The organism is Micromonospora sp. IBHARD003 (genome assembly GCF_056106285.1).
Map to the genome: position 1 here is coordinate 6,347,058 of NZ_JBWBBX010000001.1, position 16,054 is coordinate 6,363,111.

Here is a 16,054-nt window from a genome sequence, read left to right on the forward strand (position 1 = left end):
CCGCCAGGAGCGCAACGTGCCGTACACGGCCGAGATCAGCCGCAGCAATCCGACGAGCATCATCTTCCTCGTCGACCAGTCGACCTCCATGAGTGACCCCATCGGCGGTGAATTACCCCAGCAGAAGGCCGACGTCGTTGCCGATGCCATCAACCGTCTCCTGACCGAGCTTTCGGTCAAGTGCGCGAAGGAAGAAGGCGTACGGGACTACTTCCACGTCGCGGTTGTCGGATACGGCGCCACTGTGGGCTCGGCGTTCGCGGGCTCGCTCGCCGGCCGCGACATCGTCCCGCTCAGCGAGGTGGCGGACAATCCGGCCCGAGTCGACGAGCGCAGCAAGAAGGTGCCCGACGGCGCCGGTGGTCTGGTGGAGACCATGGTCAACTTCCCGCTGTGGATGGACCCGGTCGCCCATGGGGGTACGCCGATGAACCGGGCTCTTCAGTACGCCGAGAGCCTTGTCGCCGCCTGGACGGAGCGCTACCCGGCCGGCTTCCCGCCCATTGTCATCAATCTGACGGACGGCGAGTCGACCGACGGCGACCCCACCGCGGCCGCTGAGGCCATCACCTCGCACGCCACCGCCGATGGTGCGGCGCTGCTGTTCAACCTGCATGTCTCCGCCGCGGGCGGAACCCCCACCGCCTTCCCCGACAGTGCCGACGGTCTTCCCGACAGCTACGCCCGCACACTCTTCTCCATGTCGAGCCCGCTGCCCAGTCACATGCGCTCGTACGCGGCCTCTCAGGGCCAGCGGGTCAGCGAGACCACCCGCGGCTTCGTCTACAACGCGGACATCACCACGGTCGTGCAGTTCCTCGACATCGGCACCCGAGCCACCGAACTGCGGTGACGACTCCTCTCTCCTGCGTGTATGTCACGCACCTCGTCGCTCCCAAGCACGGGAGTACCGAGGACGAATGCGAGGATGCGGTAGCCGTGCTCCCGAACCGCTCGCACGACGACATGCTGCGCGAACCCGTCACAGCGGGCGTCTGCGACGGCGCGACGGAGAGTGCTCTGGCCAAGGACTGGGCCCGGCTGCTGTCCCGTGCGGCGGCCGAACACGCGTTGGCGCGGCCGGAGCTACTGGCCGGCGGAACGGCCTTCGAGGAGTTCGCCTCGTCGGCGGTGGCGCAGTGGGATCCCTGGCTCGCGCAGTACACACAGGCGCGCGTCGCCGAAGGGCGACCGTTGAAGTGGTACGAGCACACCAAGCTCGCAGACGGTGCCTACGCGACCCTGCTCACGGTGCGCGTCGACCCGGACTCCGGTTCCCACCACAGCACAACCGAACCAGTGTGGCGGTGGAAGGCTGCCGCCCTGGGGGACAGCTGTCTGTTCCACCTGCACGACGACCGGTTGGCACAGGCCTTCCCGGTGGCTGCCGTCGAGGAGTTCGGCACAACGCCCGACCTCTTCGGTAGTCGCAACCACGATGCGGCGCTGCTGGCCTGCCGTACACGGTTTGCCGAAGGCTGGTGCCGGCCCGGCGACCGGCTGCTCCTGATGACCGACGCTCTGGCCGCGTGGTTCCTGTCGGCACCGGACCAGGACAGCGCGGTACGCCAGTTACTGGAATTCTCCGGGCCGGACGACCTGGACGGGTTCAAGGCGTGGCTGAACGGTCTGCGGCGCGTCGGACATCTGCGTAACGACGACGTGGCGGTCGTACGGATCGATTTCGAAGGGCGGTGAACGTGGGTTCGCCCACCGGTCCGCAGCGGAAGTTCCCCAGCGGTGCCGACTACGCGGAGGCACTCCAGCACACGCACCTGTGCTTCCAGCACCCCGAACTCAAGGGCGCACGGCCCGAACTGACCAAGCTGGGTCTGCCCCGCGCCATCTCCGGCGCCTTCGCGAGCGTGTTCTCGCTGACCTCGGCCGCATCGGGTCAGCGGTACGCGGTCAAGTGCTTCACTCGCCACGTTCCCGACCAGGAACGCCGCTACCAGGCCATCAGCTCACGGCTCGCCCAGCTGGACCCGGCCGAGCTCTCCCAGCCGTGGAATCTGGGCTTCGAGTACCTCACTGACGCGATCAACGTCGGGCAGAAGCGCTATCCGGTCCTGAAGATGGAGTGGACCGAAGCCGTCACCATGTCCAGCTGGCTTGACGACAACCACGCCGACCGGTTCGCCGTCGACCGTCTGGCCGACCGGTTCGAGGCATTGATCAGGGACCTTTCGGCCCATCAGATAGCCCACGGTGACCTCCAGCACGGCAACCTGCTCGTCGCAAGTGACGACACCCTGCGCCTGGTCGACTACGACGGCATGTATGTACCGGCACTGGAAGGCCTGGGCGGCACCGAGCGGGGGCACCGCAACTACCAGTCGCCCCTGCGAGGGAACGACGACTTCGGGCTGACGCTGGACCGGTTCTCCGCCTGGGTCATCTTCCTGTCGCTCAAGGTGATCGCCGCCGATCCCGCACTCTGGAGCCGGCTGCATGCGCCGAGTGGTGAGTTTCTGCTCCTCACCGAGGACGACTTCAAGAGTCCCAGCGGCTCCACGGGTCTACAGACCCTGCTGGCTCACCCCGACAGGTCGGTGAGCGGCCTCGCCGACCACGTGAGATCCCTGGCCTTCCAGCCCCTGGACCTGCTCCCTCCGCTCGCCCAGCCCGTCCCCCGGCAGCGGACCGCCGCGTCGACCCCCTCGGCGACAGCTCGCCCCGCGGCCGCTGCTGCCGCCACTGCGTCCGGTACAGGCGGACTGCCTGACTGGATGACCGGGCACGTACCCCCGCAGACCACCTCGCCGCCACCGACCGTGCAGCCCGTCACCTCACCGGACCGCTTCCGCACCCGGACGCTGCTGGACGTCGTCACGGCGGTGCTCTGGCCGCTCATGGTGGCAACGAGCACTTTCATGCTGGTGACGGGATTCTGGACGCCCCTGATCGGGCCGCTCGTGCCCGTCGTCGCCGCCGTCGCGTTCACCGCCTACGCCCGGAGTCGCCGTATGGAGCGGGCACAGTCACGAGCCGCCCTCGCCAAGCTGACCCAGGAACTGGACAAGCTGGACGACCCGGTCAAGGCGGCCGAGAAGCTGCGCAAGGACCGGGCGAAGTTCGACGCGGCGGAAGCGAAGCGGACCGCCGACTACCCGCGAGCCCAGGACAAGCTCACCGCTCAGTACCACGCCGAGCTCAAGGAGGCCGAGAAGCGCAAGGCCCGCAAGCAGCGCGATGTCGACAAGAAGATCGACGGGCTCGCGGAGGAACTCAGCAAGACCCTGGGCAAGGCACTCGCCGACAAGCAGTCCGCGCATGTGCGGGAACAGCTCAGCCGACAGCTGATCGCCCAGTCCCGGCCGCCCGGCATCGGGCCGAAACTCGCTGCTCGTCTGGCGGCACAGGGCATCCGGACGGCGGCTGACTTCAAGGGCTACCGCACCGTGCAGAACACCCACTACAACAGCACCGGCGCCGTACTCGTGCTGAGCAACGGCCGGGTCGTCGATGTCCACGGCATCGGCGAGGCCAAGGCCGCCGCTCTTGATGCCTGGCGTAGAAGCCTGCTCACGTCCGCCCAAGCCCGGCAGCCGACCGCGCTCAGCGCTTCGGAGCGGCGGTCGATCGAGCAGGGCATCAGCCAGCGCCGTGCCCAGCTCACCGCTCAGCGTAAGGCTGTGGAGTCCGAGACCGATGATCTGCGGGCGAAGGCGCGCAAGCGGCTGGAGGACGGTCAGGAACGGCTCACCCGAGAGAACACTCTCGCGGGTGACCGAGCCCGGCAGCAGCGGCAGGAGTTCGGCCGGCGGACCGTCGTGCTCCAGCAGAACAGCGTGATCCACGGGACACTGAGCGCCTCGGTCGACGCCGCCAGGCTCCGGCAGCGCGGGCTGTCACACGCCCGCTACGTGCGCTTCCTCTACACCGGTCGCTGAGGTCGCCTTCGGTCGCCGGGCGGTGGCGCGAGCTGGTCGGAATGCGGCACGGCGCGTTGCGGTCACGACAGCCGTGCTCCACTCGGCTTGGCGCCCACCGAGAGTCGAACGAGACCCGGGAACCGGTCGGACATGCTCGCGAGCGTGTCATCCAGGGGGCTCGGCAGCGAGGCCAGCGGCGACGAGTAGCGTGCGGCGGCGCATCGGGTCCTCCTCGGCACAGCGTGGGCGTTCTGGCGCAACTCCATGGGCTTGCTGGCTGGTTGATCCGAGCGACGGAGCTGGGACATTTGTCGGCACGCCCACCTCTTTGGCAGCGTGACGGGTCAGGTCCAGGTCGGCGCGTCTGCCGTGCTGTTCCAGCTCCTCATGCGTGACTGCCCCTTCGACGAGGTGATGGCGACCCGGCTGTTCGGCGCGGCCATCTCCTACCTGATCACCGCCATGGAGAAGTGGGGCCAGGGCCTGGAGATGTGCTCTGGCCGGACCGTCGACATCGCGGTCCACGTCTTCATCCTCGACACCAAGAACTACCGGGACTTCTGTTACCAGCACTTCGACGGGAAGTTCCTGGGTAGCCAGCTCCACTGGCCTCACCGTGCACCCGAGGAGCTTTATGCCCCGCGCGCCCCGGGCCGCGGAGAGCGGCGAGGACACCGTCTTCGCGACCAAGCCGGAACTGGCCCGCACCATGATCGAACGCTTCCTGGACGCCGGACACTACGTGGACTGGGTGCCCGGTGACCCGACGGACCCGGGCCTGCCGGTGACGTGTTCGGCGCGGTGGTGGACGCCACGCCGTGAGCAACGAGACCCGCGGCGAGGTGCCGGGCAGCACCACGTCACCCCGGCGGCCCGAGCAGCGGCGCATGTCGCTCGGCGCGGACGGCTCGCTTGGCATCGCCGAGTACGTCATCGTGGCGCGCATCACAAATCTTCCCGAGGCTGAGTGTCTGGAAAGAGCGGTACGTATATACGGTCGTCCAGCGGATCTCCAGCCGGGCGTGGGGGCGGCGAGCACTTCGACAAGCGGACGGTGTACTCGCGGTCCACACCGCAAAGCTCGGCAAGGTCGAGACCCACATCAGATACGGAGAGGCAACGGTCAGCCTCTCTTCATTTCACGATGATCGAGAAAGGATTCAGTATGTCCCGCAAGAGGACCGCTACACGCAGGAAGAAGCTCGTCTTGCTGGCCGCCGGCGCCGGCGTGATCACCGCTGGTTTTGCCGCGGCGACCGGTGCCGGCTTCGCGTCCCAGAACGAGACGACGGCATTGCCGCCTGCGAACCCGTCTAACACAGCCTGCGCAAACGCCACCGCGGTCGCCGTTGTCTTGGACAACTTCGAGCGTGTGGAGAATGCCGCGAACAACCGTTCGTCCGATGGTCTCATTTCGCACGATGACCTGGTCACGGCCGGGCAGTTCTTGAACGGCCGTCCGCTCCAGGTTCAGAGCGCCGCCAATCACATCCTGCGAACCCCCGGGCTGGAAGCACGCGTTGCCAGCGCCGCGCTTGACGGTGCTTTCGACACCAACATCTCAAGGAGCGACCTGAGGAACGACGTGGTGCGAGAGATCCTAAATCAGGACGTAGACGACCTCCTCGACGAGATCGATGAAGTACTCGAGGCAAACGCCGAAGAATTCGTAAGGGAATACTGTCGGAACGGGGGGAATTAAGGCGTGGGCTACGGCACGCTCATGACGTTGCGCGCCATGCGCGACTGCGAGTCGTACACGTGGACCACCAGGCCGCTGTTCGAGGACGGGCGGCAGTTCATCCCCGCGCTGAGCGCGGCCATGGGCATCGGCTTCCCGGCGGACAAATCGTGTGAGCACAACGCCGCTCGCGGCGGCGGGTACGCCGAGCCACGACTCGAAGGCCGGCCCGCCGCTCTCACCCCGTAGGGCCCTCACACCGCTGATCGACCTCTGTGAGAGCGATCCTGCGCGTGGATATGGCGGTGGACACGACTGTCCGCCTCTTGGATACCGGCGTAGTGGGCCGTTTCCGGACCGGCCGCAACTTGGGTCGGTCCGGACGCGCTCCTGGCGGCCGCCAGGAGCTACCGGCGGGTGTTGCGGAGGTAAACCGAGCCGCCGAGGGCGGGTCACCGCACCGCCGATGGTGCCGACGGCGGTCGCCGCCTCGGTTGTTACTGGTTCCACCGCATTGACCCGTCCTCTTGGCGCAGTCCCTCGATGCGGCGCTCGACCTCACTACGCGTACGGGGTGCCTGGATGATCTTTCGGGCATTGGTGCTGATCCGGAACAGCGGCCTCGACGTCACCAGCGCCGATGTGGCCAGCGGACTTGCCGGACACATCAACTCCCAGCTGCAGCCCGGAGATGTGGTTCTGGTGAAGGGAGCGAACGCACTCGGCTTGGAAGCCGTCGCCCGTGAACTTGCCGGGATGACAAATCCAGCCTGATACACGCTCCTTACGGGGGCATGCGGATCGTGTCAGCGGTGGCAGGCGGTGGAGAGCGAACTGAGGTATCACAGGAGACAGCTACGCTCGAATGCGTGAGCGTCCCTGTAGAAGGGCTGCCCTTGGGGGCCGTCAGCGCCATTGTCGAGAGAAAAATCCTCACCAACAAGATCAGGGTTGAGCGAAAGGGCGAGCCAGTTTTCAACCTGAAACGGGACAGTGCGAGCCTGGGCCACCTGTGAAAGTTCATGAGGGACCCGGAGCCCTATTCTCAACCGGTGGGCCGTCGGTAGTACTTCACTTGGCAGGTCAGGCTTTCGTCTATGACACCCCGTCCCGTTACCGACTTCTGACCCCTCTCGCGGCGCCCGTTGCGTCGCGAGAGGACACCGTAAAGGTCGTTGAGTCCGAAGACGTATCAGCAATCGGACGTGCCTGGCGCGTCGTTGGCATCAGCGAGACCTCAACGCTGAGCATCGTACGAACGAAGACGCGGTCCACTGAGTTGCGCATCGGCCCTGACCCGCCAGTTCATCGGCTTCCGGGCGTGACACCTTCTCGATGACGCACCATGTGAGTGGCGATTCTGGAGCCGCTGAAATAGGGCTCCTGACCTGTGGGTCCTTGCGCGCTCCTTGGGAAATCGCCGTGACCGTGAGCCGAGGCGTCGCGGCCGCGCCATAGGACCCGACGCCCCGCCACGCGGTGGTCCCGAGGCGCTCACCCCATGGCGAGCGCCGTCCCTTCACACCGCCGCGGCAGGTGGGGCCGGCAGGTCCTCCGGCAGCAGCAGGCGCAGGTCCTCCAGGCCGGCTGAGGGCATCGTCCCGATCCGCCGGGCCTGGAGTGTCATCATCTCCTCGACCAGGCGGCGGCCGGTGCGGGCGTTGCCGAAGGACCGGTCGCGCGGCAGCGCGGCGACATAGGCGCGGACCGCCGCCTCCGTGTGGGGCGGGCAGTCGTAGCCGGAGTCGGCCGCCTGCGCGGTGATGATGCCGGTCAGTTCATCGGTGGTGTAGTCCGCGAACTCCACGGTGCGTGTGAACCGTGACGTCAGGCCGGGGTTCGAGTCGAGGAAGCGCCCCATCTCGGCCGTGTAGCCGGCGGCGATGACGACGATCTCGTCGCGGTGGTCCTCCATCAGCTTCAGCAGCGTCTCCACCGCCTCGCGTCCGAAGTCCGACGACGCCCCTTCCGGTGTCAGGGTGTACGCCTCGTCGATGAACAGCACGCCGCCCAGGGCCCGTTCGAAAACCTCCTTGGTCAACTGGGCGGTGTGGCCGACGTAGCGGCCCACCAGATCCGCACGGGCCACCTCCACGAGCTGCCCCTTGGGGAGGACGCCGAGCGAATGCAGCAGTTCGGCGTACAGCCGGGCCACGGTCGTCTTACCGGTGCCGGGCGGCCCCGAGAAGATCAGGTGCTGGCTGATCCTCGGCACGGGCAGCCCCGCCGCACGCCGCCGGCTCGCCGCGGCCAGCAGGTTGACGATGTCGGTCACCTCGCGCTTGACGGCCGCGAGCCCCACCATCGAGTCCAGCCTGGCCAGCAACTCCGTGGAATCGCCGCCTTCCGCCTCCGCGCCCCCGCCGTCGGTGGGGACGTCCGCGGGGAGCAGCAGTGTCAGATCGCGCTCGGCCGGGTCCGTCAACGACCCCAGCCGGGAGGCCTGCCGGTCCACCATCTCCTCGAACACCCGCCGTGCCGCACGGCCGTTGCCGAACGTGGCGCCGCGCTCCATCCGGCCGTAGTGCCGTGCGAGCGAGTCCAGCGTGCCGGGGTCCAGCTCGTAGTGGTGCCCCTCGCACATCCGCTCGGTGATCGTGACCAGCTCGTCCACCGTGTAGTTGGCGAACTCGATGGTTCGGGTGAAGCGCGACGCCAGCCCCGGGTTGGAGTTCAGGAAGCCCGCCATCTCGTCGGTGTAACCGGCGGCGATGACCGCGACGTCGTCGCGGTGGTCCTCCATCAGTTTCAGCAGGGTGTCGATGGCCTCGCGCCCGAAGTCGGCGCCGCCGCCCTTGCCGTCCGAGAGCAGTGTGTACGCCTCGTCGAGGAAGAGAACCCCACCGAGCGCCTCGTTGAACGCCTCCGTGGTCTTGATCGCCGTGCCGCCGATGACCTGCGCGACGAGGTCCGCCCGGGACACCTCGATCAGATGCCCCGAACGCAGCACGCCGAGCTCGGCCAGGATCCCGCCGTAGAGGCGGGCGACCGTCGTCTTGCCGGTGCCGGGAGGGCCGGAGAACACCAGGTGGCGGCTCATCGGCGGGACGGGCAGGCCGAGCCGTGCGCGCCGCTGGCCCAGCTGGTTGAGGCTGACCAGCGTCCGCACCTGGTCCTTGACGTCTGCCAGCCCGATCAGCGACTCCAGTTCCTCCAGCGGCCCCTGGGGCTGCCGGCTCGCGGCTCCGCCGCGCCCGGACTGCGCTCCCGGCGCCCCTGCCCCGGCCACCTCCGCGCCCCATGCGTCCGGCGCGCCGTTGCCCGAGCTGGACAGCTCCTCCACCGACAGCCGGTCGCCGGCCCGAGTCTGCTTCAGCCCCGCACCCCGGTTGTCCCGTACGGCGCAGCCGGTGACGGTGACTTCCTGCGAGCTGTCCACGCGGACCCCGTCGCCGAGGCTTCCCGTGACCGTGCAGTCCTCCAGGGAGAGCCGGCCGCCGTCGACGACCATGACGCCGTGGGCCCGGGAGCCGGTGATCTCCGTGCGCAGCACGGCCAGTTCACCGCCGCTGGCCACCATGACACCGGAAGCCCCCGCGTCGTGGACGCGGCAGTCCCGCACCGTACCCTGGCCTTCCGGCCCGATCTGGATCCCGGCGTCGGCGGTGCCGCGCACCGTGGTGTCCCGTATGTGCGGGTTGCCGCCCGCCGTGATGTTCACACCGCAGCCCTGGGCACCGTCGATCTCGCAGTTCTCCAGCCGACCGCGGCCCTCGCCCGTGACCTCGACGCCGTGCCCGCCCGCCGAGCCGACCCACACCCGCCGCAGCAGCGGATTGCCGCCGCCGCGGACGAGGACACCGGTGCCGGCCGCGTCCGCGATCCGGAGCCTGTCGAACTCGGCCGCCGAGTCCTCCTCCAGCACGACCGCGCCCGTCCGGTCGGCGCAGTCCCGCACTTCGGTGTCGGTCAGCGACGGCGCGCTGGAGCCGATGACGCGGATCGCCGGACCTGCCGCGGCGTCGAACCCGCACTCGCGGAACAGCCCACGCGAGCGCTCCGTGACGACGAGGCCACTGCCCTTCGTACGCGAGGTGCGGCAGCGCAGCAGCTCGGGGGCGGCACCCGAGGCGACCACGATGCCCGGTCCGGATGTGCCGGTGACCGTCACGTCCTCGAGAACCGGACGCGAGGCACTGGTCACGTAGACGCCCGTGACGGTGTCGCGGACGGTGGTGCGCCGCACCTGTGTGGTGCTGCTGCCTTCGAGGGCGATGGCCGGCTTCTCGGTGCCGGAGATCTCGCAGTCCTCGATCACGCCCTGCGATTCCCCCGCGGCCAGTACACCGTTGCCGCGGGCGTCGCGTATCCGGCAGCCGCGCACCGTGGTCCGGCCCTCGTCGGTGATGACCACACCGGAGGTGCCAAGGTTCTCGAGCACGGAGTCGGCGATCATCGTGCCGGTGGGAGCGGTGTCCACAACGCCCGCGCCGTCCGGGTTGCTCACCCGGCAACCGCGCATGGCGACGGAGCCGGACTCCCGCGCCAGCACCGCGGTCCACCCGGCCCCGACGACGGTGCAGCCTTCCAGGGCGACCTGGCCGCGCGCCGCGTCCACAACGGGTACGTCCCCCGAACCGCCGCGCAGGGTCAGGTCGGTGAGCATCACGGCGTCCGCGACGAGTGTGACGGCGGAACCCGAGCGGGGGCAGATCTCGACGCTGCCGGGTTCGCCCTCGGCGACGATGGTGACGCGGGTCCGGACGGTGAGGTTCTCGGGGTAGCGTCCGGGCCGTACCCGGACCACCGCACCACTGCGGGCCTGTGCCAGCGCCTCACCGATCGTCCGGTAACTGTCGGGCTGATCCGGGCAGACGGTGAGCAACTGCCGTGACACGCTTGATCCTCCTCGTTCCGGCCCGCATGCTGCCCAGTGGACGGCGGACGCGCTGGATGCAGGCTACGTGACGTGACGGCTCATCTTCCAGGGACTACGAAGCAGCCGGGGAGTGGCACATGACGGACGATCACACTGACGATGGGGCAACGGGTCCGGCACTGTTGGGTGTTGCATAGGATGCGCGCCATGCGAGGCCATACTCACCACGCCCGTACGACGGCCGCGGGGCTGTGCGCCGCCTTGGTGTGCCTCGCGGGAGCCGTACCCGCGGGCGCGGCACCGCGACCCGACACACCCATCGAACTTCCCTTCGTGAAAACGGAACTGGGGGACAAGGAGGACTGCGCGAAGGCGTCCACGAAGGTCGCGAGAGCCGAGCCGTGGGCCCTGCGGGCACTCAGCCTTCCGCGCGCCTGGTCCCAGTCGACGGGGGAAGGGGTGACCGTCGCGGTCGTCGACACCGGCGTCAGTGCGTCCGCACCGGGGCTCGCGGGACGCGTGGAGTCCGTGGGCGACGGCAGCGAGGACTGCGTGGGCCACGGCAGCTTCGCCGCCGGTCTCATCGCCGCGGCGAGGCAGCCGGACGTGGGTGCGGCAGGAGTGGCTCCCGGTGCGCGGATCCTGGCGTTGCGGGGGACCGACGAGAAGGGCAGGGCGACTGCCGACCGGCTCGCCGACGGGATCAGGTCCGCCGCCGACAAGGGCGCCAAGGTGATCTACGTCGGGCGGGCACTTGCGACGGGCAAGAAGGAGCTCACCGAGGCTGCGGAGTACGCCACCGCGCATGACGCCCTTGTGGTCGCCCCGTTCGCCCCGGACACACTGCCCTCCGGCAACTTCGGCAGGCAGGCCGTGCCCGCGCAGTGGTACTGGCCGGCCGCCGCGCCGGGGGTGCTGTCCGTCGCGGACTTCGGCCCGGACAGCAAGCGCCCCAAGGACGCTCCGACGGCGATCAGCAGCGCGGACCTCGCGGCGCCGGGAGACGCGGTGGTCGGGCCCGGCCCGAGCGGCTCGGGTCACTATCTGGGGTCCGGCTCGTCGCTGGCGGCCGCGGTCGTCGCGGGCGCGGCGGCGCTGGTCCGCTCGCGCCATCCGGAACTGACCGCTGCCGAGACGTCCCGCCGGCTCACGGACAGCGCGTATCCGGCCGCCCCGTCGCGACTTGACGCTTACGCGGCGCTGACGCTGGTGGCGAGCCGGTCCTCCGGCACCGTGGCGCGTCCGGCCGAAGCCCGGATGCCCGCACCGCCGCCGGAGGGACCGCGCAACCGGGCGCTGGTCGTCGCGGCGGTAGGAGGCGGCCTCGTTTTGCTCGTCGCCGCCGCGGCAGTGGTCATCCCCCGTGGCCGCGCCAGGCGCTGGCGCCCGGGGGACTGACATCCCGTCCGATGCACCGTCCGACGCGCCCGGTCCGATCGAACCGGGCGCATCGCTGACGGGTCGGCGGGCGCCGGCCGGGCCCGGGGTGTGCCCGCCGACCCGGCCCGCGCCGCCGCGTCGGTCAGTCCTCCCGTTCGCCCAGGAACGCCGTCTGGACCTGCTCCGTGCGCCGGCGGGCGATGCGGGTCGCGCGCCCCGGGGGCAGGAGCCGGCCCTTGATGTTGGCGATGACATAGCCCTCGGACGGTGGGCACGACAGCAGCAGCGTCGGGGTGTTGACCTCCTGGAGGCGGCGCATGAGGTGGTCGCTGCCCATCGCCCGTCCCGCGTTCGAGGAGGAACGGGCCACCACCATGTGCAGACCCACCTCCCAGCCGAGGGCCAGCGAATCGAGGAGCGGGTCGAAGGGCGCGTTCATCGGGCCCGAGCCCAGCATGTCGTGGTCGTCGACCAGAACGAACAGCCGCGGGCCGTTCCACCAGTCGGCGAGACGCATCCGGGCCGGTGTGATCTCCGGCCCCGGCGCCCGGGTCTTCACCGCCCGGGCCGCACCGTCGACGAGGTCACGCACGACGTCGATCGAGACGGCGTGGCCGAGGCGGTACTCGTCCGGTACTGCTTCGACGAGTTCACGCCGATAGTCCACGATCATGATCCGCGCCTCGGCGGGTGAGTAGCGGTCCATGATGGACTTCGCCGTGAGCCGCAGCAGATTGGTCTTGCCGCTCTCGGTATCGCCGATCACGATCATGTGCGGGTTCTCGCTGAAGTCGTGCCAGACCGTGGTGAGCCCCTCTTCCTCCAGGCCCAGCGGGACGCGGAAGTCTCCCTCGGGGGCCGGGAGCTCGGCCACCTGCAGCTCCGCCGGCAGCATACGCACCCGTGGCGCGGGGGCACCGGGCCAGCTCTCGGCCACCGCGGCGACCAGATCGGCGACGCCGTCGGTCAGGTCGTCGGACTGCTCGACGCCGTCGATGCGCGGCAGGGCCGTCAGGTAGTGCAGCTTTCCCTCCCTGGTCAGGCCGCGGCCCGGCACCCGGGGGACCGTGGCGGCGCGCCGGATGTCGATCTCCGAGTCCATAGCGTCGCCCATCCGCAGCTCCAGATGGGTGCCGGCCTGGTCGCGCACCGCCGAGGGCAGTTCGACCCAGCGTGCCGTGGTGACGATGAGGTGCACCCCGTAGTTCAGGCCGCGTGCGGCGATCGCGCTGAACGTCTGGATGTGTCGGTCGTAGTCCTGCCGCACGGTCGACCAGCCGTCGATGACGAGGAACACATCGCCGTGGGCCTCGTCGGGGAACTCGCCGGCCGCGCGCCGGCGCCGGAAGGTGGCCATCGAGTCGATGCCGTGCTCCAGGAAGAAGCGCTCACGGGCCGTGAGCAGGGTGCTCACTTCGGCGATCGTCCTGCTCACCCGCTCGCCGTCCAGCCGCGCCGCGACACCGCTCATATGGGGCAGCCCGTCGAGACCGGCGAGGGTGCCGCCGCCGAAGTCGAGGCAGTAGAACTGCACTTCGCGCGGTGTGTGGGTGAGGGCCAGCGACGCCAGGATCGTGCGGACCATGGTGCTCTTGCCGCTCTGCGGCCCGCCCGCGATCGCGACGTGCCCGCCGACGCCGGAGAGGTCGATGGTGAGCAGATCGCGGAGCTGGTCGAAGGGCCGGTCGACGATGCCGATCGGCACCTTCAGCCGCCCCCGGCCGGGTGAGCCCACGATGGTCAGACCCAGTTCCGGATGGGGGGTGAGGGGCGGCAGCGCCTGGTCGAGTGTGGTCGGCAGGTCCAGCGGCGGCAGCCACACCTGGTGGGCGGGCGGCCCCGCGCCGATCATCCGGTCCACGGCGACCGACAGCAGCGTCTCGTCCGTCTGCTCCTCGGCTTCCGGCTCGGGAGCGGGCGGATCGGGCACACTGCGCGGTACGACGTACCCGGAGCTCCACGGCACCGTCTGACTCGCCACCCGGGCCTGGTTCGCGCTGCCGCGCCGCTCCCGGTACGGGCCGGACACATACGCGGCGCGGAACCGGGTGAGAGCTTCCACGCCCGACTTCAGGAAACCGCTGCCGGGCGCCGACGGCAGCTCGTAGGCATCCGGCACACCGAGCACGCCGCGGGACTCCATCGCGGAGAAGGTGCGCAGACCGACGCGGTAGGACAGATGGCTCTCCAGCTGGTGCATCCGGCCCTCGTCCAGCCGCTGCGAGGCGAGCAGCAGATGCACCCCGAGGCTTCGTCCCAGCCGGCCGATCATCACGAAGAGTTCCATGAACTCGCGGTGCGCGGCCAGCAGTTCGCTGAACTCGTCCACCACGACGAAAAGGCTCGGCATCGGTGCCAGCGGTGTCCCCGCCGCCCGCGCCCGCTCGTACTCCAGGGCCGAGGTGTAGTTTCCGGCGGCCCTCAGCAGTTCCTGGCGCCGCATCAGCTCACCGTGCAGCGCGTCCTGCATACGGGAGACCAGGGCCGCTTCGCCCGCGAGGTTGGTGATCACGGCCGAGGTGTGCGGCAGGCCGTCCAGGCCGAGGAAGGTCGCGCCACCCTTGAAGTCGACCAGCACGAAGTTGAGTGTCTCCGAGGAGTTCGTCAGCGCCAGGCCCAGGACGAGGGTGCGCAGCAGCTCGCTCTTGCCGGAGCCGGTCGCGCCGATGAGCATCCCGTGCGGCCCGGTGCCGCCCTGTGCGGACTCCTTGATGTCGAGTTCCACGGGCGCGCCGTCCGCGCCCACCGCGATCGGGACCTTCAGCCTCGCGGTACCGGTGGCCTTCTGCCACAGTGTGGCCGGGTCGTGACGGTGCAGATCGCTGATCCCGAGCAGGGTGGTCAGTTCGATGTCCGTGGCCAGCGGCTCGGCGCTGTCGGGACCCATGCCCATGCGGTACGGCGAGAGCCGTTTGGCCAGTGTGGTCGCGCCCCGCGGGCCGAACGAGTCGGGACGGCCCAGGAAGCTCGTCTGCTCCTTGCGGTCCCGGTCGGTGCGCACCAGGCTGAACGCGTCGCCCGTCACGTCGAAGCGGAGAGTGCTGCGTCCCGGACGCCAGGTGAGCGCCCCGGACAGGTCGAGCACCACCGTGTTGCGCAGCCCCTGTCCGTCGATGCGGTGCCCACTGGGTACGGTGCCGCCGTCCACGATGACGACGACCATGGGCTCCTCCCGGCCCGGGACGGCATCAGGGTCGAACGGCGGCCGCTCCAGGAACTCCGCACCCAGCAGGTCCTCGAGCTCGTTGAACGCCGAACCCGCCATCCGTGCCTGCCCCGCGCCGTCGGTCTCCTGCGGATGCAGGTGGTGCGGGAGCCATTTGACCCACTCCCAGTCGGCTCGCCGCTCGTCGGACACACACAACGCGATCCACAGGTCGTCGGGGGAGTGGAAGGTGGCCAACTGGGCCACGATGGCGCGTGCCAGAGCACGGATCCGTTCCTCGTCGCCCCGGAACAGCACCCGCGCCCAGACCTTCAGATAGATGGCGATGGGCTGGTCCGGGACGGTGGCGTAGGCGCGGATGAAACTGCGCAACGCGTGTGCGGCGAGCGGCTCGAGGTCCTCGACGGGGCTGGTGGCCGACGGCGTCAGCCGCAGTCCGAGCTTCTGCTCCCCGACGGCGACGCGGACCTCCGCGAAGTCCTCGTCCTGCGGGCGGCGTTCCCACAGGCGCGTCGTACCGGTCAGCGACCACAGGGCCGACGGTTCCGGGTGGCGCCAGGCCAGCGCCTGCTGCTGGTCGACCACGGCGCCGCGGACCTTGCGCCGCGTCTGGGTGAGATACCGCAGATAGTCGCGGCGTTCGCCCTTCAGCCGCTGTTTGCGCTCGCTGTTACGGCGCATCACCTGGCCCAGCATCATGGCACCCGACGCGATCACCATCAGGCCGAGTGCCAGGTAGATGAACCCGCCGCCGCCCGCCCCCGGCCGGATGAACATCAGCATCATCGACACCGACATCAACGCCATGGGCAGATACGTCCACACCGCCGACGAGTCGGGCACCACCTCGGGGAGGGTCGGGGGCTCCTGGAGGGTCAGTTCCCCATCCGGCATCTCCGGGCCGCGCCTGCGCGCCGGCCTGCGGAACAGCACCACACTCACCGTACGGACTCCTTCACGAGCAGCTCGCCACCTGCGCGGCGGCCGCTCCAGTGGGGGAAACGGCGGACATAACGAGGGCGGCGTCGCCCTAGACAGGCCGTTGATACTACGATCACACAACCAACCTGGCCCTTCAAAGGGCAATCCCCCACGCGATCACGTTCGTTGGTTTCTGCCAACGGCTTCCGGAA

At 69.5% G+C, this 16,054-nt stretch carries 11 protein-coding genes and 1 pseudogene; 10 read left to right on the forward strand and 2 right to left on the reverse strand.

The genetic code is table 11. The features are described from left to right. The first annotated feature begins 16 nt into the window (after positions 1-16). From ACTWOL_RS28180 to ACTWOL_RS28220, 9 genes and pseudogenes are all read left to right on the forward strand, one after another. Positions 17-853, forward strand: coding sequence for a vWA domain-containing protein (locus ACTWOL_RS28180; RefSeq protein WP_474299608.1), 837 nt, complete (start codon positions 17-19; stop codon positions 851-853). After that, positions 850-1,698 carry a hypothetical protein gene (locus tag ACTWOL_RS28185; protein ID WP_474299609.1) on the forward strand — a complete coding sequence of 283 codons (849 nt, stop codon included), beginning with the start codon at positions 850-852 and terminating at the stop codon, positions 1,696-1,698. The genes ACTWOL_RS28180 and ACTWOL_RS28185 overlap by 4 nt, the downstream gene beginning before the upstream one ends. 2 nt (positions 1,699-1,700) lie before the next feature. After that, positions 1,701-3,893 carry a hypothetical protein gene (locus tag ACTWOL_RS28190; protein ID WP_474299610.1) on the forward strand — a complete coding sequence of 731 codons (2,193 nt, stop codon included), beginning with the start codon at positions 1,701-1,703 and terminating at the stop codon, positions 3,891-3,893. A 318-nt stretch (positions 3,894-4,211) separates the two neighbouring features. Continuing rightward, positions 4,212-4,637, forward strand: a complete 426-nt coding sequence (locus ACTWOL_RS28195; RefSeq protein WP_474299611.1) for a glycine-rich domain-containing protein — start codon at positions 4,212-4,214, stop codon at positions 4,635-4,637. 838 nt (positions 4,638-5,475) lie between these two features. Further along, positions 5,476-5,577 (forward strand): annotated as a pseudogene (locus ACTWOL_RS28200) (ubiquitin-like protein Pup); the annotation flags it as partial. A gap of 21 nt (positions 5,578-5,598) precedes the next feature. Next, the gene (locus ACTWOL_RS28205; RefSeq protein WP_474299612.1) at positions 5,599-5,805 is read left to right on the forward strand and encodes a hypothetical protein; all 207 of its coding nucleotides are present in this window, start codon (positions 5,599-5,601) and stop codon (positions 5,803-5,805) included. Between the two features lie 333 nt (positions 5,806-6,138). Beyond that, positions 6,139-6,330 (forward strand): hypothetical protein, encoded by a 192-nt coding sequence (locus ACTWOL_RS28210; RefSeq protein ID WP_474299613.1) that lies wholly within the window; start codon positions 6,139-6,141, stop codon positions 6,328-6,330. A gap of 95 nt (positions 6,331-6,425) precedes the next feature. After that, positions 6,426-6,572, forward strand: coding sequence for a hypothetical protein (locus ACTWOL_RS28215; protein WP_474299614.1), 147 nt, complete (start codon positions 6,426-6,428; stop codon positions 6,570-6,572). Then, a complete protein-coding gene (locus tag ACTWOL_RS28220; protein WP_474299615.1) occupies positions 6,569-6,895 on the forward strand; it encodes a DUF6093 family protein in 327 nt (108 codons plus the stop codon). The genes ACTWOL_RS28215 and ACTWOL_RS28220 overlap by 4 nt, the downstream gene beginning before the upstream one ends. 180 nt (positions 6,896-7,075) lie before the next feature. Here the strand turns inward: ACTWOL_RS28220 and ACTWOL_RS28225 are convergent, their stop codons facing one another. Beyond that, positions 7,076-10,393 carry a right-handed parallel beta-helix repeat-containing protein gene (locus ACTWOL_RS28225; RefSeq protein ID WP_474299616.1) on the reverse strand — a complete coding sequence of 1,106 codons (3,318 nt, stop codon included), beginning with the start codon at positions 10,391-10,393 and terminating at the stop codon, positions 7,076-7,078. 189 nt (positions 10,394-10,582) lie between these two features. Here ACTWOL_RS28225 and ACTWOL_RS28230 point away from each other — a divergent pair, with 189 nt between their 5' ends. Continuing rightward, positions 10,583-11,773 (forward strand): S8 family serine peptidase, encoded by a 1,191-nt coding sequence (locus ACTWOL_RS28230; RefSeq protein ID WP_474299617.1) that lies wholly within the window; start codon positions 10,583-10,585, stop codon positions 11,771-11,773. Between the two features lie 124 nt (positions 11,774-11,897). Here ACTWOL_RS28230 and eccCa read toward each other — a convergent pair whose 3' ends face one another. Continuing rightward, complete coding sequence (gene eccCa / locus ACTWOL_RS28235) at positions 11,898-15,863, reverse strand: type VII secretion protein EccCa (protein WP_474299618.1); 3,966 nt, start codon at positions 15,861-15,863, stop codon at positions 11,898-11,900. Positions 15,864-16,054 lie beyond the last annotated feature (191 nt).

Excerpts from the sequence above, each read along its gene's own strand:
- ACTWOL_RS28210 (WP_474299613.1), top strand. The coding sequence starts at position 6,139 with ATGATCTTTCGGGCATTGGTGCTGATCCGGAACAGCGGCCTCGACGTC.
- ACTWOL_RS28230 (WP_474299617.1), top strand. The coding sequence starts at position 10,583 with ATGCGAGGCCATACTCACCACGCCCGTACGACGGCCGCGGGGCTGTGC.
- ACTWOL_RS28205 (WP_474299612.1), top strand. The coding sequence starts at position 5,599 with ATGACGTTGCGCGCCATGCGCGACTGCGAGTCGTACACGTGGACCACC.